Source organism: Granulicella sp. L46, assembly GCF_009765785.1.
Lineage (GTDB): Bacteria > Acidobacteriota > Terriglobia > Terriglobales > Acidobacteriaceae > Granulicella.
The window spans coordinates 73,754-92,247 of sequence record NZ_LMUT01000012.1; the positions used below are offsets into that span (position 1 = coordinate 73,754).

Below are 18,494 nucleotides of genomic sequence, written 5' to 3' on the forward strand. Positions count from 1 at the left end.
ACGCCTTTGTTATTGGACATGGTGTTCTCCTTTTTTTTGACCTGTGCTTCTTCAGGCACATACATATGAGTAGACCAGTCGGTCTATAGATTCAGACTTTCTATCTTTTTCTCAGGAGTCCAGGGCAACTCATTGTGCATAGCTCTTTCTAGTCCATTCCCGTCCGGCAACTTCCTCTCTAAGTATGTCGTCTGATATTTCTACTTAGGGGGACACAGAATGCAGATCAACGGTGTCAGCTGCACTTTCCATCACATGGGGATACGCACATCAGAAAAGAGGCCGGGGGAGCGCTACAGCCAGATGTTCGGGATGGCGTAGCGCCAAGTTCGAATGCGTCGATCGTAACTTCTTCACCCAGCGCTCCCGAAAGAATGATGACGGGGATATCCGGACGGATGCTCCTTGCGAGTTTCAACGCGGACAGGCCATCGAAGGATGGACGGGAGGAATCCGCGAAAATCAAATCAGCAGTGTCCTTTTCAAGGAACGCCAAAAATGCGGGCTGACTATCGACCCTCGTGAACTCGCAGGAAATGCCATCTGCCTCAAACGACTTGTGGAATATCTCAGTGTCGCGAGGGTCGTCTGCCAGGTGAAGAATCTGCAATGGTTGGCGCATGCTCACTTTCTGAAGGATTGCCGGGAAACGGCGTCGATGATTGCGCCGACGCCAGGATCCTCGAATGCGTTGAAGGATGAAGAAGAACGAAAGTTGGATTTTATATAGAAACGGGCATTGATGGAGAACGGCGACAGGGCACGTCCGGTGGCTTCACCCCATCCTTTGAGCGCCCACATGCCGTCGGGCTGGTGTAGAGGCGTGCGTGTTATGTGTCACGACGGTTAGTAGAGGCCGCTAGCAAATCCTCGATACGGACGGGTAGCTCGCGGACGCGGACACCGGTGGCGTGATAGACGGCGGCGGTGATGGCTGGAGCTACTCCGGCGAGGCCGATCTCGCCGATGCCCCGGGCGCCGTAGGAACCCATAAGGGGGTCGGGGATGTCGAGGAAGTGGACGCCGATCAGGGGTGCATCGGCGCTGGTGGGGACTATGTAGTCGGCGAAGTTGGAGTTGATGGGAGCGCCGTTGCGGGGGTCGTAGACGGTCTGCTCGAAGAGGGTCATGCCGACGCCCATGACAGCGGCACCGGCGCACTGGTTGGTGGCGGCGCTGCGGTTGATGATGCGGCCTCCGTCGATAACGGTGACGATCCGGCTGACGCGGAGGTGCGCGATGCCGGGATCCCACTGGACTTCGGCGAACTGCGCTCCAAAAGAATGCATCGAGTATTTGGCGGCGTTGGGGTTGCCGGTGGATTTGCCTTCGCCGCGAGCGCTGGCGAGGTTGGCGGCGCGAAGAATGTCGCCGAACGGAGTTCCTGAAGAAGAAGGCTGGGTCTTGACGTGGACACGGCCGTCCGTGAGCGTGAGGGTATTGTCGTCCAAGCCATTGAAGGGAGAGTTGGGCACGTGGACGGCGATGGCGAGGAGATTCTTTACGGCCGCCTCCACACCGTCGACGATGGAGGGCAATACGCTGGCGGTAGCGGTAGAACCTCCGGACATTGGGCCTGGGGGGAGAGAGCTGTCGCCGAGAATGACGTCGACTTTGTTGATGGGAATGCCGGTCTTGTCGGAGACGACCTGTGCAATGACGGTGTAGGTGCCGGTGCCAATGTCCTGAGTAGCGGAGCTAACGCGCGCCGTGCCGTCTGGAAGCAAGGCGACGGAGCATTGCGAGGGGCCGCGCCCGGCACCCCAGGAGGCGCAGGCAACACCCCAGCCGAGGATGAGATCGCCGTCCCGCATGGAGCCTACTTGCGGGGTGCGCCTGGACCAGCCGAATTTCTCGGAGCCTAGCTGGAGGCATTCTTTGAGGTGGCGCGAGGAGAAGGGCTTACCACTCTCCTCGTCGGTGAGGGTGTCGAGCCCAAGGCGGAGCTGTACGGGATCCATGTTGAGCTTAATGGCGAGCTCGTCCATGGCGGACTCGATGGCAAAGAGGCCGGGGACGGCGCCGGGGCCGCGCATGGGTGTGGGGGTGCCAACGTTGCGGCGGACGAGGCCCGAACTGACACGGAGGTTCGCGGTGCTGTAGAGGAAGGGCGTGGCTTCGCCGCAGTTCTCGCGTATGTCGTCGAACTGGGAGGTGTGGTTGAGGTAGTCCTGCGAGAGGGAGAGGAGTTTACCGTCGGGGGTGGCGCCGAGGCGCACGTGTTGCTGGGTGCGGGGGCGGTGTCCAACGTCCGAGAACATCATCTTGCGGGAGACGACCAGCTTGACGGGACGGTTGAGCTGACGTGCCGCGACGGCGCATAGGGCAGAGTGGGGCCAGGGGAAAAGCTTGCCGCCGAAGCCGGAGCCGATGTAGCGGGAGATGATCTCGATATTTTCCGGTGGAAGTCCGAGAACCTCGGACATGACGCTGTGGTGGTTGACGACGCCCTGGGAACTCTCGTAGAGGGTGACGCGCGGGCCACGCCAGACGGCAGTGGTGGCGTGCATCTCCATGGGATTGTGGGTTTCGACGGGGGTGCTATAGGTGTAGTCGATCTTGACGGGTGCGGACGCGAAGGCAGCGTCGGGATCGCCGCGATGGCTCTGGATGTGCGGGCCACCGGGAGCTCCGATCGCGGGCATGGGATCGGAAAGGTTGGTGCTGACGTTGGATTTTTCAGCGACGTACTGGACGCGCACCGCGGCAGCCGCGGCGTTGGCCTGTGCGAAGGTTTCAGCGACCACGACGGCGACGTATTGCCCCCAATAGCTGACGATGTTGTCCGAGAGCGGCGGGCGGTTCTCGCTGGCGCGGCCGCTACCCGGGCCGTTGCGATAGATGCCGCTGACATTTCCGTGATGGAGGACGAGGACAACGCCCGGAAGTTTTTCGGCGGCAGAGGCGTCGATGGATCGGATCTTGCCGTTCGCGATCGTGGAACAGACAGGGACGGCGTAGACCATGCGCGGGAAGTTGTAGTCGCCGGCGTACATCGCGGTACCGGTGGTCTTGAGCGGGCCGTCGATGCGCGGAACGTTGGAGCCGATGATGGCGGAGGGGTCAGTCTCAACGGATTTCTGCGGCGGCGCGGCTTTGCCATTTCCTTGGGCGGCATCAATGAACGCAATATATTCGCTGAAGTGCATGGGTCTCTCCGGGAACTAAGCGGACTTGGTAGCGAGGGTGAGGGCGCGGACGAGGCAGCGCTGGGACAGGTCGACTTTGAATGCGTTTTCGGATTGCGGGTGCGCTTCGCGAATGGCTTCCTGCGCGGCGTGGCGGAAGGTAGCGAGGTCGACCGAGTGGCCCTCCAGCGCACGTTCCGCTTCGAGCGAGCGCCAGGGCTTGGTGCCGACGCCGCCAAGCGCTACGCGCGCGAAGGTGATGCGATTGCCCTGGGTGCCAAGCTGGACGGCGGCGGAAGCCAGGGCGAATTCGTAGGCTTCACGGTCGCGAAGCTTGAGATAGACGCTGCGAATGCCGGCGCGCGGCGGAGGGAGGGTGACACCGGTGATGAGGTCGCCAGGCTGGAGGACGGTCTCGATCTGCGGCGTGGTGCCGGGCACCACGTAGAAGTCGTGGATGGCGATGTCGCGCTTGCCCGATGGGCCCTGCACGTGGATGGTGGCTTCGAGAGCGGTGAGCGCAACATTCTGGTCGGAGGGGTTGGTGGCGATGCAATCCTTGCTGGTGCCGAGAATGGCGAGGTTGCGATTGAAGCCCTCGATCGCGGAGCAGCCGGAGCCGGGTTCGCGCTTGTTGCAGGGGAAGGCCGTGTCGCGGAAGTACACACAGCGGGTGCGCTGCAGTAGGTTCCCGGCGGTGCTGGCCATGTTGCGAAGCTGCGGGCTGGCGCCGGAGAGGATGGCCTGCGAGAGGACCGGGTAGTCGCGCAGGACGGTGGGGTGGTGGGTCGCTTCGGAGTTACGCGAGAGTGCGCCGAGGTGGAGGCCACCGCCGGGCGTGGGGGTGATGGCAGAGAGCTGGAGCTCGTTGATGTCGATGAGCGTAGAGGGCCGCTCGACGTCAAGTTTCATCATGTCGATGAGGTTGGTGCCGCCGGCGACGAAGCGGGCGGCGGCGCCTGCGTGGGCGTGGATGGCCTGCTCGGGGGTGGTGGCGCGGGTGAATTGGAAAGGCTGCATGTCGGGAGCTCCGGGGAGGCAAAGGGTTCGCGGATTAGGACTGGTGGCGGACTTGTTGCACAGCGGCGACGATGTTGGGGTAGGCTCCGCAGCGGCAGATGTTGCCGTACATGGCGTGCTTGACGTCGTCGTCGGTTGGGCCGACGGGTTCTTTGAGGACAGCGACAGCCGACATGATCTGGCCGGAAGTGCAGTAGCCGCACTGGTATCCGTCGTGCTGGATGAAGGCGGCCTGCATGGGGTGCAAGTGATCCGGCTGGCCGATGCCTTCGATCGTGGTGATCTGGTCATTGGGGTGCATGACCGCGAAGGACAGGCAGGAGTTTACGCGGCGACCGTTGACGTGGACGGTACAAGCTCCGCATTGGCCGTGGTCGCATCCCTTCTTCGTGCCGGGGAGATTGAGGTTCTCGCGCAGGCAGTCGAGCAGGGTGGTGCGCGGATCGAGGTTTAGCTTGTGGGGTTGGCCATTAACGTTCAGGGTTAAGGGAACGGTTCCAGCGGAAGCCTCAGTCGCCGGCTCCTGAATAGCGGAGGGCGTGAGAGTGGCGGAGGCGAGTACAGGCGCGGTGGTGGCGGCGATCCCCGCGGCTCCCAGATGGGAGAGGAACGAACGACGACTTACCCGGCCGAGAAGCGAGCTAGCTTGTTGCTTTGGGCTGGCGGGGTCGGCGGCCGTTGCCTCCTCTGTATCATCCAACGCTACGGTTTCTTTCGCCATGGTTACCTCTTCGGGTGGGATTTGGATGTTGGATGCGGCTGCCGTGGAGCGATTGCGCCCCTGGTAATAGGACGCGCGGCGACGCCGGGAAGTCGCAGGAGGCTGGTTTGGGCTACTTGGTGCGGTCGTTTAGTTGGTTGAGGGTGTGCTTGAGTGCGTGAAGCTTCTGGCCCGACCTCGGACATCTTTTTATCCCTTGGAATAGAAGCTGCAACGCCGCGATTAAAGGTTGCTGTTGTCGCCTCAGCTGTTGTCCCAGAAGCAAGAGGGAAGAGGAGGTACGCCAAAAGGCTGTGGGGACTTTTGTGGGTACAGTCCTTCAAAATGACGGGTTACACCGAGTAATGCTGATGCTCGTGGAAATCCGATGGTTCCGATAAGTCTTGTCTTTGGAGTGATGTATAACACCATTGAACAATGGTGGGAAAGGCAAATCCTGAGCTGTTAGCCGAAGGGTTGTAGGTTCGAATCCTACCTCAGGAGCCAACAACATCGTGAGAATCAATAAGTTATAAGGGTCACCTGAGAGGTGGCCTTCTTCGTTTTGCTCCGGGGGCTCTTTTGGTGGCTGTTGGGATTGAGATGGCCTAGGAATATTTTCGGGGGCGCCAGATCCAGGACGCATCTGCAAGCCAATTCGGGGCAGACGGATTCTTAGACTAACGACAGTGACCTGCTCATAGAAAGACATCTTTCCAGACAGTTCGCGGATGGCTTCCGGCTTGCCGGCCGCTCGCGGCTGGCAGTAACTTCCTACAGGCCGACTTAGCGGTAGTGATCTGAGAGCCTTTAGGCTCGAGTGCTGCAACGTAGGAGACGAGCCTGCCTCAGATATCTGAGGCAGGCTGAAAACGGCATGCGCATTTACGCTATTTTGTTGCGAGGAGGTCGGCCATGTTGATCTGTGGTTTCTCGGCAAAGAGTTCCTCTGCATTTGCGAAAAGTGCTTTAGCAACTTCGCCCGTAAGGTGGGCGTCGCGTCCATCCTCGTCAGCGAAAGTATCGAAGATACCGAAGCTTGTTGGACCTGTCTGGAAGGCAAACCAAGTCGAAGTTCCGACTTCTTGCAGAACAAGTGGCCGAGCAGATTTCAAGAATGAGGCGACTTTCTGCTCTTTGCCTGGCTTCGCCTCAAGGATTGCCAAAATGCCGAATCGATCCATAGGTATTTCTCCTTCTTATTGCTTTCTACTTGAAAACTTGTAGGGACACACCGCTGCCGTGTGCAAACAGAGTATCTGCCAATCGAACGGCGAGTGAGTGCTACAGGCTCGCCATGCCGCCGTCTACGAACAATTCGATTCCAGTCACGTAGGAAGACTCGCTCGAAAGAAGGAACAGTGCTGCCTTCGCGATGTCATCCACGTGTCCGATCCGCTTGAGTGGATTTCTCTGAATCATGTCAGCGGCAAAACCTTGAACCACTTCTGCCGGCAAACCAAGTTTCCCGAAGATCGGCGTTTCAATTGGTCCAGGGCTGATCGTGTTGACGCGGACCTTCGGAGCCAACTCAGACGCAAGGCTGCGTCCGAAAGACCGGAGCGCGGCTTTGGTGGCGGAGTAGACACTTGCGTTGGATTCCGCGATGCTCGTCACCATCGACGCCGTGAACAGAATGGCCCCGCCGTCAACCATAAGCGGAGCTCCGTGCTTCGCTGTGAAGTATGCGCCGCGCACATTGACGTTGAACTGCTCATCGAACATTTCTGCAGATGATTGATCCATCGGGGCAAACTTCGCCACACCGGCATTCACGAAGAGCGCGTCGATCTTCTTGTAACGCTCCTCGATGGTCTTGAAGAGTTGCTCGACTGCTTTGAGATCGCTGGTATCGGCGGCAATCACATCCGCGCCAGCGCCCAATGTCTTCTTAGCCAGCTCGAGTGTTTCCGGATTGCGGCCGGTCACGATGACCTTCGCGCCCTCTTTGAGGAAGAGTTGCGCTGTGGCGAGACCGATGCCTGTGGTTCCACCCGTAATCACTGCAATTTTGTTATCTAGCTTTCCCAATGTGTTCGTCCTTTCTGGAACGAGCGTTCAAGTTTAGAGCAAATGAATTAGCGCAGCGCCGCCAAGGTGACGGACACTACGTTATCGATCATTGCTTTTGTGGGTCGTGTCTTCGCCATCAGGCGGAGACCGAAAAACGCATTGACCAGGAACTGCGCCAACGCAGAAACAGACGATGAACTTTTGAGCTCGCGAGACTCTTTCGCTTGCAGCAGACAGCGCTCGAATACGCCTTCCATTCCGTCACGCCCGATCCGGATTCTTTCTCCAACTTCCTCATCCGAACTAGCCAGTTCCGCAGCAGAGTTCGCGGCAAAACATCCGCGAGCGTCGCAGACCGTCTGCGATGCGCAGCCCTCAAAGATTTCTCGGATAAGCGGCAAACCGCCTTTCGGATGCCTGCTCATGAGGCCGAAAAGCTGATGACCCTCCAGCACCTGATAGCGCATCAAGCTTTGCATGAAAATCTCGTGCTTCGATCCGAATGTATCGTAGAGGCTCTGGCGCTGGACGCCCGTGGCGTCTACGAGTTCCTGGATCGACGTGGCTTCGTAGCCTCGCTCCCAAAACAGGTGCATGGCGGCATCGAGAGCCTGTTCCTGATCGAACTCTTTTGTACGCGCCATGGAACCGTTATACGGTTTCTGGAACGACTGGTCAAGTATGGGCGAGGCGAATCGACCGAATACGTTGGCTCGCGATAGGTCCTGGGAAACGCGCCAGTGTCCGCTTATACTGCTCCCCTCGATTAGATTCCAGGACACTGGCCGACACCTCGGTACTAATCCGAACCTCAACGAGCGATTTATCGCGAATTGAATAAGCGACGGAGCAAAAGGCACAACGTCGTAGTTGCTCAAAACCTGTTTTGCGGGATTTAGTTGAGCGGCCTTGATCACTTGGAAAGGTGGATGGCGCCCCGTGCATGAGTCAGAGAATCCCGACGCACAAACTCGCTTCGGTTTGAATCGCGGGGAAAGTAGTCACAAGCCCTACGTGTGATCGGCGGCCTCTCGTCGCCAGACCTTTCTCGCCAGTAGCACCAGCCCCACGACTGCCAACAATTGGAAGACGAATTTTGCGACAAGGTCGAGGTGAGTCCAGCCGGCGGCGTTGGCATCGCCCAGCGCCATGCTTCCAAGAACGGCCCCAAAGGAGATCGCCCAACGGTGCACGTCACGCCAACCGCGTGCGGTCGACCAGCAGCGAATGAGCGCAAACGACAAGAGCGCCCAGACAACACCGACGCTGATCGGAACCCAAACCGCAAAGCCGTGGCGGGAAACGAAGAGCAGGCCGATGAGCCAGAACCATGGTGTGCTCAAGACGAAGGCGGCCACTCCAGCAAGCAACGGACGTGGGGGCTGGCGGGAAGTGACCTGGCCGGAATGGCCGTGACCGCGCAATAGCCACGCCAAGGCGATGAGAATCGCTATCAACGCGATGCCCACCACGATCGCGAGCATCGGGAGATGGTAGGGGGCCGCATGAAGTTTTGGGCGCGCCTTCTGGGTCCAGCCGAACCAGGCAATGCGGCAGCCCACCAGGAGTGCGATGCAAGTGGCGATCAAGCCGCGATTGCGGAGCCAGGGCTGTTCGCGGCGATCGGGAAAAAAGAGCTCCGTGACCTGCACCGGTACCAGGACGACCCATACACTTTCAAATCCGAGCATGAAGAGAAAATAGAGCCAGTTCACGCCGTAGCAGCGGCCAAAGCTGGCATCCACTCCCGGGAACGGGAGTGGAGCGATTGAAGTTTGCTGGATGAGAAATTCTTCCGCGACTGAGAGAGCGAGGCCAAGCATCAGCAGGCTTGTCGCACCGCCGCGCCAGCGACGAACCAATTCGCGGCAGAGCAGCGCGCCGCAACCCCACACCATCACCTCAGGGATCAAAACGAAAAGGAAGCTGAGGCGCGTGGATCCGCTTAACACCTCTGCGATGAACGGCGCCAGGATGAGCAGGGTCCAGATGGCCCCCCGGTAGCGCGGGTTGGAATTGGACGGTGAGTTCGGACTATGGACTTCGAGCCGCATGGATTATTCCTCCAGATGCCCGGCCGCTGTTGCGCTGGTGCGGGAATCTCGAACAGCTGTTTTGAAATCCCAACTGAATGTTTCGTCTCGCATCTCAGCGATGAGGTTGCGAACCCATGTGAGTTCGGCCTTGAGCATCGCGACGAGGTATTCGCTTTCGACGAGATTGATTCGCGCAACACGCTGGGTTACAGCGGCCACCGAACTGCTGAATGCAGTGATTTGTTCCTCGAGATGATGGCAGCGCTCTTCGAGGCGCGGAATCGCTTCTGCAGGCGTCAGATGAACGAGGAAACTCATCGCCGCCATGAATTCAGAAGATTCGCGCTGCGGAACTGCGACGATCTGGCGGAGGGCGCAAATGAATTCTTTGCGGCCGGCAGGCGTAATCGCGTAGGTAGTGCGCTCAGGGCGTCGGCCATTGCGGCTGGTGTCTTTCGCAAGGATAAGTTCGGCGCGCATGAGGCGTCCGATGGCGTGGTACAGCGAACCCTTTTTCAGTGCAAGAATTTCGTCCTTGTGGCGTTCGCTGAGCAGGCTCTGCATCTGGTAAGGATGCATAGGGGCTTCGCGCAGCAGAGCTAGGACGGCGATTTCCCAGATTCCGAATTTCTTCGTCATATAGTTCACATGAACTATATCGAATGATGTAACCGGGAGCAAGTGTGAATTGTGTCGGACGGAGAGGACCACGAGTTATCGGCAAGGAAACAAGTTGCATCATGAGCCCGACTTATCGTGGTTTAGGTCGGTAGGCTCCTGAAAGTCGGGTTAGCGTCAGCAATCCGTTGATTCCCCAATCACCCCGATTGCGACGATAGCCATCGGTTGAGCGGGAATCGAGGCATCTGGGTGCAGCACAGAAACCTCTGCCGAACCCCGGGCACGGGATTCCCCTCGCCATGCCGACATCTCGGTACTAATCCGGACCTCGATGAGTGCGCTGACGATTTAGCATGACCCGACATGGGACGGATAAGCGTCATACACTTTGTCGTTTCCAAGACCACGTTTTGGGGGAGTGCTGCCCGAACAACTGGCTCGCGGCGTAAGCCGGAAATCTCTAATCCTTCGGGGGTATTGCCAACGCGGCAGGCTGGACGGAAAGAAGCTCCTGCGTCGGACTTTGCGTGGTACTGTGGAAGCCAGTTTCCGGGTTAGATATGTAACCACCTCAGGACGCGCGCATGGACAAGAAAGACGAAACCGCGGAACGATTGTTTTGGGAAGCGGTTGGCTTGCCGCGCGATCGGCGAACGGCTTTCCTGGTCACGCCTGTGCGGGCGAACCTGCTCTGCGTCGGGTCGTAGAAGATCTGCTGGATTCGAACGATCGGCTCAGCGGCTTCCTCAGTGAGCCTGCTTACGCGCAGGCAGGCGACGGGGTGAGGGCGTCACAGACCGTGGTGCTGGCCGCCGGTGTGCGCCTGGATGGGGTAAGGAAGAACCGTAAGGTTGGCCGTCTCTAATTCATCCATCAAGCGATTTCTGATTGCTCGCGCGAGTCCGCCGGTAAAGGTCTTGGTGAGATCTGTATATGCGCCGTTGCGGCCGAAGAGAGCGGCTCGATGCTGCGCGCTGGCTCCGGATTCATCACACGCGAGGAAGGCCGTTCCGATTTGTACGGCTTCGGCGCCGAGCGCGAATGCTGCCACCATGCCTCTGGCATCGGCAATGCCGCCGGCTGCGATCACGGGAGTTCGAACGGCATCGACCACTTGAGGAATGAGAGAAATTCCTCCGGTTAGAGATCGCTCGGGAGGAACGGATGAAAGAGCCGCGATGGCCGCCAGCTTCAAATCCGGAAGCGACGATAAGATCGACCTTTGCAGCATCGAGGGCCATGGCCTCTTCGGGTGTCGTCGCCGTCCCCATCGTAACGATACCGAGGTGTTTGCATTCGTCGAGGATTTCCCTCGGAGGAACTCCAAGAATGAAACTGAAAACCGCTGGCTTGGATTCAAAGACGGCGCGAATCTGCTCGTCGAAATTTTGTGGTTTGAACTCTGGTGCCGCGGGCGGGTCTACACCGAGTTCGACGTAATATCGGCTGAGGGCGGCGACGCTTTCCTTGATGGTTTTGCGCGAAACGCTCTCGGCGCCATCGTCCGCCATCGATAGCCAGAGGTTGATGGCAAATGGTTTCTTCGTTAGCGCTTTGATCTCGCTTACGATATCTTTGATTGCTGCGCCGGACTGTCCGTGAGCACCATACGATCCAAGACCGCCTGCGTTGGAAACGACGGCAGCGAGCAGTTGGGTTGAGAATCCACCCAACGCTCCCTGAATGATTGGATACTCGATGCCGAGGAGAGCAGTTGCTCTTGTGGATGTCCAACGCGGGGCGGGTTCGTTCGCGGCATTCATTCTGTATCTCCCCTGAGATTTTAGATCCCGCTGCGAGACCAACTGTCTCTGCGTTACGAGATGACAGCCGCGCCTGCTTTGCTGACGACTTCGTCCTGGGAATCTGTGCCTCCCGAACAGCCGACTGCGCCGATGATTACACCTTGATCAATCAGTGGAATGCCACCTCTGGATGCAATGATTCCGTCGAACGCGAGCAGGTAGTTGAGGTGCATGAGTTGAACACCGTCTTCGAAGATTTTCGTCGGACGCCGAAAGGTCGCAGATGCGCGCGCCTTGTGCTCTGCAATCTTGATCGAGGCAAGCATTGCGCCGTCCATGCGTTGAAAGGCAACAAGGTTGCCGCCGGAATCGGCCACAGCTACATTCATCTTCCAATTCCTCTTCTTCGCCTCTGCCACAGCGGCGCTGATGACTGCCTGGGCACGGTCCAACGATATCGGCAGGCCGTAGGGGACGTCGAAGGGGATTTCGTTCGGGATGGCATCGAGGGGGTTCATTTCAACTGGCTGCGCTTCCGTGGACACTGCTGTTTTCTGGTTTGGCATGCGTCGTCCTTTCAGTTCTCAATCACATCGCAATCAGAGCAGGAGAGCACGGACGGAACAATCAGACGAAGGTATTGCCAACACCATCGTCCAATAGCGCAGGCCAAGGGGTTCTGGCAAATTGGATGCATTGCGAACTGGCCGACGGCAACGACATCCCCGATCAACCGATTTCAGTGACTAATAAATACAACGGAGAATCTTATGACAACTTTGATTGCACCCACAGAAACTGCACAGATTCGCCTGACGAAGCAGACACCCGCCTACTGGCGTGTCACGATCGACAATCCGCCGATCAACGTCATGGGACCGGAGATGGTCAAGCAGTTCCAGAAAGTCATCCAAGCTCTTGAAGCTGACGAGCAGGTTAGGGTCGTGGTGTTCGACAGCGCCGTCGACGCATACTTTCTGAACCACTCCGATTTTCTGGCCAAGCTTGAGGATTTGACCTCGCTGCCGGAAGGGCCTACAGGTCTGACCCCATGGCCGGACTTTCTCGTGCGTCTGACCCGCTTGCCGGTGGTCTCCATCGCTCTTATCCGCGGCCGTGCGACGGGTAATGGTAGCGAGATTACGCTTGCCTGCGACATGAGCTTTGCGAGTCGCGAGAAGACGATCATTTCGCAATGGGAAGTTGGCGTGGGAATGGTCGCCGGTGGCGGTCCAATGGCGCGGCTGCCTCAACTGATTGGCAGGAACCGCGCCCTCGAGGTGCTGCTGAGTTCGGAGGATCTGAGGGCAGATCAGGCTGAAGCGTACGGCTACATTAATCGCGCGCTGCCCGACGCTGATCTGGATGCGTTTGTGGAATCGCTCGCGAATCGGATTGCCAGGTTCGACAAGTGGGCGATCACCCAAACCAAGCGCCTGGTCAACACCAGCCTGCCGCCGGACGTCGAGCTCGGAGCGGGATGGGATGCGTGTATTGCTTCGCTCGGACGACCTGCCGCGCAGGAGGGAATCAAGGCGCTGATCGCGCGCGGCTTCCACAAGCCTGGAGACGTAGAGGATCGGCTCGGATACTATTTGGGTGAACTCGCCGCGCAATAAGTCGGAAGCCGTGGATTGGCAGATAGTACTGAGGAGACATCGTGATTGCATCTTCTGATTTGCGGACTATGAGGATATCGCTGAACCACGGAGCCGGCCAGATGCCGGCTCTTGGTTTTGGCACCCTGATCCCTGATCCAGCTGAAACGAAGCGCGCCACAACAGACGCGCTGGAAGCAGGATTCCGGCACTTCGATTGTGCAGAGCGATACCGGAACGAGAGCGCGGTAGGTGAGGCCTTGCAGGCAGGACTTGCTGCCGGGAGGCTTACTCGCGAGGAGCTCTTCGTCACCACAAAATTGTGGAACACGAATCACCGGCCCGACCGCGTCGAACCCGCTTTCGAGGCAAGTCTTGGGAGACTTGGACTCACGTATCTGGATCTCTATCTCATCCATACGCCGTTTGCGTTTCAGCCGGGAGACAATCAAGATCCGCGGGACCAAAACGGCAATGTCATTTACGATTCGGGCGTGACATTGGTCGAGACCTGGAGGGCGTTGGAGAGTCTTGTGGATGGTGGCAAGTGCCGGGCCATCGGATTGTCTGACATCACGTTGAAGAAACTATTGCCTGTTTATGAAGCGGCGAGAATAAAGCCGGCCGTGATTCAGGTTGAAGCGCATCCGTATCTTCCCGAGACGGAGCTTCTAGAATTCTGTAAAGAGAAGGATATTGTGCTCCTGGCTTTTGCGCCCCTGGGTCATGGAGCGAGACCTGGACCGCTCGAAGATCCAGTGATCACCGCGATCGCGACGCGGGTCGGAAAGACGCCTGCACAGGTGTTGTTGGCTTGGGCGGTACAACGCGGCACCGCCTTGCTTACGACTCCCCGGACAGCGGACCGCGCGAAAGAGAATTTCAACATCTCCGCGCTTCCACAAGAGGCGCTGGAGGAGATTAATCGCATCCAGATCAGGCAGAGGCTCAATGACGTTGTGAATACTGGCAGCCCGGGTTTCATTCCGCGAGTGAACCCAGCTTGAAAATCAACGCGGCTACTGAGAGTCGTGGCAGCAGGGAATTGAGAAGGCAAATGTAGAGCCCGGGCCGTCGTTTCTGGCCGCCCATAGTTGGCCATGATGCGCCTCGACAATCGAGCGACTCACGGAGAGACCTATACCCATTCCTTCTTCTTTGGTCGTAAAGAATGACTGAAAAAGCCGGTGCTTCATTTCGGGATCAAAGCCGACTCCGGAATCCTGTATCGAAACGCGAACAAGATCTCCATCCGCGTCCGTATGGATGATCAGTTGTCTTGGCCTGTCATCCACTATTGTCATGGCGTCTGATGCATTGCGAAGCAGGTTGAGAATGACCTGTTGTAGTTGAACGCGATCTCCCATGACGCGGGGTAGATTTTCACTGAAGCGAAGCTGCAGAGCCACTCCGTCCTTCTGCAACTCGCCCAACAGGAGTGCGACCACCTCTCGAGTGGCTTCATTCATGTCCACCGATTCGGGGTTGATCTGTTTCGTGCTGTAGAGCGTTCGCAGTCGAGTGATTACGTCTGTGGCACGATGTCCATCGCGAATTGTGCGTTGCGTCGTTTCTCGCGCCCCGTCGACATTCGGAGGATCGCTGTTCAACATGCGGAGACAGGTGCCTGCGTTGTTGATTATTCCCGACAGCGGCTGGCTCACTTCGTGCGCGATCGAAGCGGTCAATTGGCCCATGGTCATTACCCGCATCATTCTGGCGAGTTCTGATTGTGTGTTGCGTAGCTCTTCCTGGGCCTGCTTCCAATCATGCATGTCCACCACAGTGCCGTGCCACTTCAAAATGTGGCCATCATCATCGTGTAGAGGAAGCGCGCTTGTTACACACCAGCGATACGTTTGATCGGCAGCATGAATCGTACGAACTTCAACCCGGTAGGGCGTGCCACTCTCGACACAAGACTTCCATGTCTCCGCTGCAGGCCCGACATCGTCGGGATACAGAAGTTTCATCCAGCCGTCGCTCATAATGTCTTTGTGGGAAAAGCCGGTGTATTGGAGCAAGCGACCATTGCAGTAATCGATGGCACCATCCGGCGTCGCACTCCAAAGCATCTCCGGTATGGTCTCCGTTACCTGCAGCAGGTTGAGTTCACGTAGACGCAGCGCTTCCTCCGCTCGCTTGCGGTCGTCGATATCGGTGTTAGTGCCGTACCATTTGACGATGTTGCCTGCGTCGTCGCGCAAGGGGTTGGCACGGAACAGGAACCATCGATACACCCCATCGAAGCGGCGCATGCGTGCTTCCACGTCAACATCGGTGCCGGAAACCATTGCCGCTTGCCAGTAATTCAAAAGCCTTTTCGCGTCCTCCGTATGAATCGCAGCAGCCCAACCCCACCCGGCGCCTTCTTCCGCAGACATGCCGGTATAATCGAGCCAACGTTGATTGAGAAACTCAACGAAGCCGTCCGGACCGGTAGACCATGCAAGCATCGGAATCGTATTGATAATCAGATCGAGGTTGCGGGTGCCTGCTTGTACTGCCTCTTCGGCACGCTTCCGGTCTTCGATGTCGACGATGAGACAGTACCAGCGGATGATTGCGCCTTGCGTGTCCTTCACAGGAAGAGTGTGAAACTGAAACCAGCGATATACCCCGTCGGCACAACGATAACGGACTTCAATGTCGTAGGGAGTTCCGGTCGTCATGGCGTGTGTGAATTTCGCGATCACACGCGGAAGATCTTCTGGATGGACCGAACCGTTATCGCCTTCCCACATGTTCAATTGCTCAACCGTCATGCCGAAGTATTCGGTAAGTGGCTGATTGGCAAGCTCGATCAGACCCGCCGGATTTAGCGTACATACCTGCCCGGGGATGCTGTTGAGAATCTGACGCAGCTCTTCCTCGCTTGCTCGCAACTTTTCGGCACGCTTCTGGTCGTCGATGTCGGTGGTCGTGCCGACGTATTTGAGGACGTTTCCCTGGGAGTCGCGCAAGACCACAGCTTGATTCAGGTGCCAGCGATATAACCCGTCTTGAGCGCGGAGAGACCGGGTTTCGATCGCGAAACCCTGTCCCGACTGCACAGCCTCCCAAAAACTTTTGCCTGCCCTCTCTCGATCTTCAGGGTGGATCGCAGTCATCCAGGCCTCGGGATGCGAGCGGACGAAGTCGAGGGTTTGGCCGGAGAACTCGAGCCAGACTCGATTCACGAAATCCGGTGTCCCATCAGGCGTGAGGGTCCAGGCAGACACAGGAAGATGCTGCAGTATTCCAACCTGGATTTCCATCTCGCTGTTAGTTTCGACAAGCTCCCTTGTGCGTTCCGCGACTCGGAGATCGACTTCACTTGCAGACCGCTTTTGCTCATCCACGCGTAGTGCGTGCAGCAAACCGATGGCCGCTTGATTCGCCGCTACACTTAGGACAAGCCTTTCGGTCTGTTCGGGAAAGCCTGATCTGCCGGATCCGGCAACGATGAGTCCAACCTCGCCTTCTGCTCCCATTTGCAGAGGGAAGATCGATACCTCCTTATCCCCCAGAGTTACCGAGGACTTGGTAATCCGTCGCTGCACACCTTCGCCAAACAACGGGTCCAGAGCCTGGCGAATTTGCTTTGGACTATGACTCGCGCCATAAGACTGAGCGGTTTTGAGCGCCTCGATCGGGATGCCGATGGAACCAATTCTGACTTGCACATACAGGAAGTCGAGATCGAGCATTCCTACCAGAGCATCGAGAAAAGTTTCAACGACTCGACCCGGTTCGCTACCGCTCCAAAGAGCTGGCAGAGCAAGCGCGCTTACCAGATCGTTCATGGAACGCTGTAGGCGTTGGACTTCAATAGCGGGATCGGAAGGGTAATTGTGCATGCTTGTATGCCGCAATCAAACCCTTGGCCAGAAAGGGTCTGCAGGATTGGAAGAACCGTCGGGACAAATCCTATTCTACTGTCCATTTTCCATCTCCAGGCAGCAATTCACCGGAAAACCGCCACCAGCAGGCCTCCTCGAGGTCAGACCAGAAAGGTAGAGGTCGAGTTGGAACACTCCAGCGATACCGTGCCTATGCGCGCCGGTGAAGAAAGCGCAATCGGTGAATTGCCTTCATCACGTCCAATGTGAACAGGATTTGTTCAATAGCCGTCAACATCCACGACGGCCTGGGCAAAGTCAGTCGGGGCTTCCTGACGTAGGTTGTGGCCGATGCTGCCTGTGATGATTCGATGAGCATACTTGCCAGAGAATCTATTGGCATAGGCACTAGCTTGCCGATGCGGTGCGCCATTGGCATCACCTTCCAGGGTGATGGTGGGCACGGCGATGACGGGACTCGCGGCTAGTCGCTTTTCCAACTCGTTATACTCCGGCTCTCCTTCAGCCACAGCCTGCCGCCAGCGGTAGTTGTGGATCACGATTTTGACGTGATCCGGATTATCGAAGGATGCCGCGCTGCGATCGAATGTGGCATTGTCGAAGTTCCATCCCGGCGATGCGAGCTGCCAGATGAGCTTCGCAAAGTCACGCCGATATTTCTCGTACCCCGCCTCGCCGCGTTCGGTGGCAAAGTAAAACTGATACCACCACTGGAGTTCAGCCTTCGGAGGCAAGGGCACTTTGCCGGCGGCCTGGCTACCGATCAGATAACCGCTCACGGAGACGAGAGCCTTGCAGCGTTCGGTCAGCCTGATGGTGATGGCTTTACGTCTCTTAAAATCAGGCGGTTCTGCTACAGGATCTGAATGTTCAAACTGATTGCAACGCGTGATGCCGTCGCAACTCTTCGGCATTCCTGGAAAAGCATGGAATTGAGAATGAAAATGTGGCTCCGGGGCCGTCGTTTGGCATTGCCCATAGATGACCGCTGAAGCGCTCCACGATAGACCTGCAGATGGACAGCCCGATGCCCATGCCGCTACTCTTCGTGGTGTAGAACGCTTCGAAGAGCATCGCGGTGGCTTGAGCGTCGAACCCGATCCCGGAGTCTACAACGGTCAAGCGAACATGGCCATGTTCGTCGAGTCCGGTTCTAATCAGCAACAGCCTTGGACGGTCTTCGACATCTTTCATCGCCTCCGATCCGTTTCGAAGCAGATTTAGAATGACCTGCTGAAGTTGCCCACGCAAACCTGAGACAGGCGGGAGACCGTCTGTAAGTTCCAACTGAAGGACTACGTGGTTTCGCTGCAACTCGTCCCATGTCAGTGCGATGACGTCTCGCGCGGCATCATTCAGATTCACGGGTTCGGTCAGGGTGTCATTGTTGGCGAAGAGTGCGCGGAGTTGTGTGACGACTTCAGCGGCGCGGTTGCCGTCGCGGATCGTGCGTCGTGCCGTTTCGAGTGCGCCGTGAATGTTAGGAGGATCAAGCGCCAACATCCGCAAGCAGGTGCTTGCATTGGTGATGATCCCCGATAGCGGTTGATTGACTTCGTGTGCAATCGACGCAGCTAACAATCCAAGTTTTGCAGCGTTTATCGAGGTCTGGGGCAACGAACTTGCAAGCAGATTCATGTCTCACTCCCTGTTTCGTTACTGATCGCTGCAGAAAAGATAGTGGAACTCTTTTATGCTTGTGCCGATTCTCAATGAATGCGGTGAGCGCGCGAAACCCCAGATAGAGTCGTGTGCGAACTGGATCGAGTTTGCGGCAGGCCCGTTTCGAGT

The 18,494-nt window shown here is 57.6% G+C and carries 16 protein-coding genes and 1 pseudogene; 2 read left to right on the plus strand and 15 right to left on the minus strand.

All coding sequences use genetic code 11. The features are described from left to right. Positions 1–235: 235 nt before the first annotated feature. The 12 genes and pseudogenes from GSQ80_RS23865 to GSQ80_RS09625 form a co-directional block, all read right to left on the minus strand. Entirely contained in the window at positions 236–622 is a 387-nt protein-coding gene (locus tag GSQ80_RS23865; protein WP_158787439.1) for a response regulator, read from the minus strand. 208 nt (positions 623–830) lie between these two features. After that, on the minus strand, positions 831–3,149 hold the full coding sequence (locus GSQ80_RS09575) for a xanthine dehydrogenase family protein molybdopterin-binding subunit (RefSeq protein WP_158787440.1): 2,319 nt from the start codon (positions 3,147–3,149) through the stop codon (positions 831–833). 15 nt (positions 3,150–3,164) lie between these two features. Further along, entirely contained in the window at positions 3,165–4,148 is a 984-nt protein-coding gene (locus GSQ80_RS09580; RefSeq protein WP_158787441.1) for a xanthine dehydrogenase family protein subunit M, read from the minus strand. Between the two features lie 34 nt (positions 4,149–4,182). Beyond that, the gene (locus tag GSQ80_RS09585; RefSeq protein WP_158787442.1) at positions 4,183–4,869 is read right to left on the minus strand and encodes a (2Fe-2S)-binding protein; all 687 of its coding nucleotides are present in this window, start codon (positions 4,867–4,869) and stop codon (positions 4,183–4,185) included. 869 nt (positions 4,870–5,738) lie between these two features. Continuing rightward, positions 5,739–6,032: a putative quinol monooxygenase gene (locus GSQ80_RS09590; RefSeq protein WP_158787443.1), complete on the minus strand. Its 294-nt coding sequence runs from the start codon at positions 6,030–6,032 to the stop codon at positions 5,739–5,741. A gap of 100 nt (positions 6,033–6,132) precedes the next feature. Beyond that, the gene (locus tag GSQ80_RS09595) at positions 6,133–6,852 is read right to left on the minus strand and encodes an SDR family oxidoreductase (protein ID WP_254059688.1); all 720 of its coding nucleotides are present in this window, start codon (positions 6,850–6,852) and stop codon (positions 6,133–6,135) included. Between the two features lie 74 nt (positions 6,853–6,926). After that, positions 6,927–7,505, minus strand: a complete 579-nt coding sequence (locus GSQ80_RS23300) for a TetR/AcrR family transcriptional regulator (RefSeq protein ID WP_158787445.1) — start codon at positions 7,503–7,505, stop codon at positions 6,927–6,929. A gap of 366 nt (positions 7,506–7,871) precedes the next feature. Then, entirely contained in the window at positions 7,872–8,915 is a 1,044-nt protein-coding gene (locus GSQ80_RS09605) for a hypothetical protein (protein ID WP_158787446.1), read from the minus strand. A gap of 3 nt (positions 8,916–8,918) precedes the next feature. Then, positions 8,919–9,536, minus strand: coding sequence for a PadR family transcriptional regulator (locus GSQ80_RS09610; RefSeq protein WP_158787447.1), 618 nt, complete (start codon positions 9,534–9,536; stop codon positions 8,919–8,921). A gap of 772 nt (positions 9,537–10,308) precedes the next feature. Then, entirely contained in the window at positions 10,309–10,713 is a 405-nt protein-coding gene (locus tag GSQ80_RS23025; RefSeq protein ID WP_254059556.1) for a nitronate monooxygenase family protein, read from the minus strand. A 31-nt stretch (positions 10,714–10,744) separates the two neighbouring features. Then, positions 10,745–11,281: pseudogene (locus GSQ80_RS23870) on the minus strand (NAD(P)H-dependent flavin oxidoreductase); the annotation flags it as partial. A 53-nt stretch (positions 11,282–11,334) separates the two neighbouring features. Further along, complete coding sequence (locus GSQ80_RS09625) at positions 11,335–11,829, minus strand: heme-binding protein (protein WP_158787450.1); 495 nt, start codon at positions 11,827–11,829, stop codon at positions 11,335–11,337. A 204-nt stretch (positions 11,830–12,033) separates the two neighbouring features. Here GSQ80_RS09625 and GSQ80_RS09630 point away from each other — a divergent pair, with 204 nt between their 5' ends. Then, the gene (locus GSQ80_RS09630; protein ID WP_158787451.1) at positions 12,034–12,882 is read left to right on the plus strand and encodes an enoyl-CoA hydratase/isomerase family protein; all 849 of its coding nucleotides are present in this window, start codon (positions 12,034–12,036) and stop codon (positions 12,880–12,882) included. A 41-nt stretch (positions 12,883–12,923) separates the two neighbouring features. Beyond that, positions 12,924–13,868, plus strand: coding sequence for an aldo/keto reductase (locus GSQ80_RS09635; RefSeq protein WP_158787452.1), 945 nt, complete (start codon positions 12,924–12,926; stop codon positions 13,866–13,868). A 12-nt stretch (positions 13,869–13,880) separates the two neighbouring features. Here the strand turns inward: GSQ80_RS09635 and GSQ80_RS09640 are convergent, their stop codons facing one another. From GSQ80_RS09640 to GSQ80_RS09650, 3 genes are all read right to left on the minus strand, one after another. Beyond that, complete coding sequence (locus tag GSQ80_RS09640; protein ID WP_158787453.1) at positions 13,881–16,646, minus strand: PAS domain-containing sensor histidine kinase; 2,766 nt, start codon at positions 16,644–16,646, stop codon at positions 13,881–13,883. A gap of 317 nt (positions 16,647–16,963) precedes the next feature. Next, positions 16,964–17,617 (minus strand): alpha/beta hydrolase, encoded by a 654-nt coding sequence (locus tag GSQ80_RS09645; RefSeq protein WP_254059557.1) that lies wholly within the window; start codon positions 17,615–17,617, stop codon positions 16,964–16,966. Next, positions 17,574–18,341 (minus strand): sensor histidine kinase, encoded by a 768-nt coding sequence (locus GSQ80_RS09650; RefSeq protein WP_158787454.1) that lies wholly within the window; start codon positions 18,339–18,341, stop codon positions 17,574–17,576. Before GSQ80_RS09650 ends, GSQ80_RS09645 begins: the two co-directional genes overlap by 44 nt. Between the last annotated feature and the right edge of the window lie 153 nt (positions 18,342–18,494).

What these genes read in the sequence shown, in the direction of transcription:
- GSQ80_RS23865 (WP_158787439.1), bottom strand. Translation starts at nt 622, where the DNA reads ATGCGCCAACCATTGCAGATTCTTCACCTGGCAGACGACCCTCGCGAC.
- GSQ80_RS09575 (WP_158787440.1), bottom strand. Translation starts at nt 3,149, where the DNA reads ATGCACTTCAGCGAATATATTGCGTTCATTGATGCCGCCCAAGGAAAT.
- GSQ80_RS09580 (WP_158787441.1), bottom strand. Translation starts at nt 4,148, where the DNA reads ATGCAGCCTTTCCAATTCACCCGCGCCACCACCCCCGAGCAGGCCATC.
- GSQ80_RS09585 (WP_158787442.1), bottom strand. Translation starts at nt 4,869, where the DNA reads ATGGCGAAAGAAACCGTAGCGTTGGATGATACAGAGGAGGCAACGGCC.
- GSQ80_RS09590 (WP_158787443.1), bottom strand. Translation starts at nt 6,032, where the DNA reads ATGGATCGATTCGGCATTTTGGCAATCCTTGAGGCGAAGCCAGGCAAA.
- GSQ80_RS23300 (WP_158787445.1), bottom strand. Translation starts at nt 7,505, where the DNA reads ATGGCGCGTACAAAAGAGTTCGATCAGGAACAGGCTCTCGATGCCGCC.
- GSQ80_RS09605 (WP_158787446.1), bottom strand. Translation starts at nt 8,915, where the DNA reads ATGCGGCTCGAAGTCCATAGTCCGAACTCACCGTCCAATTCCAACCCG.
- GSQ80_RS09610 (WP_158787447.1), bottom strand. Translation starts at nt 9,536, where the DNA reads ATGACGAAGAAATTCGGAATCTGGGAAATCGCCGTCCTAGCTCTGCTG.
- GSQ80_RS09625 (WP_158787450.1), bottom strand. Translation starts at nt 11,829, where the DNA reads ATGCCAAACCAGAAAACAGCAGTGTCCACGGAAGCGCAGCCAGTTGAA.
- GSQ80_RS09630 (WP_158787451.1), top strand. Translation starts at nt 12,034, where the DNA reads ATGACAACTTTGATTGCACCCACAGAAACTGCACAGATTCGCCTGACG.
- GSQ80_RS09640 (WP_158787453.1), bottom strand. Translation starts at nt 16,646, where the DNA reads ATGAACGATCTGGTAAGCGCGCTTGCTCTGCCAGCTCTTTGGAGCGGT.
- GSQ80_RS09645 (WP_254059557.1), bottom strand. Translation starts at nt 17,617, where the DNA reads ATGCCGAAGAGTTGCGACGGCATCACGCGTTGCAATCAGTTTGAACAT.
- GSQ80_RS09650 (WP_158787454.1), bottom strand. Translation starts at nt 18,341, where the DNA reads ATGAATCTGCTTGCAAGTTCGTTGCCCCAGACCTCGATAAACGCTGCA.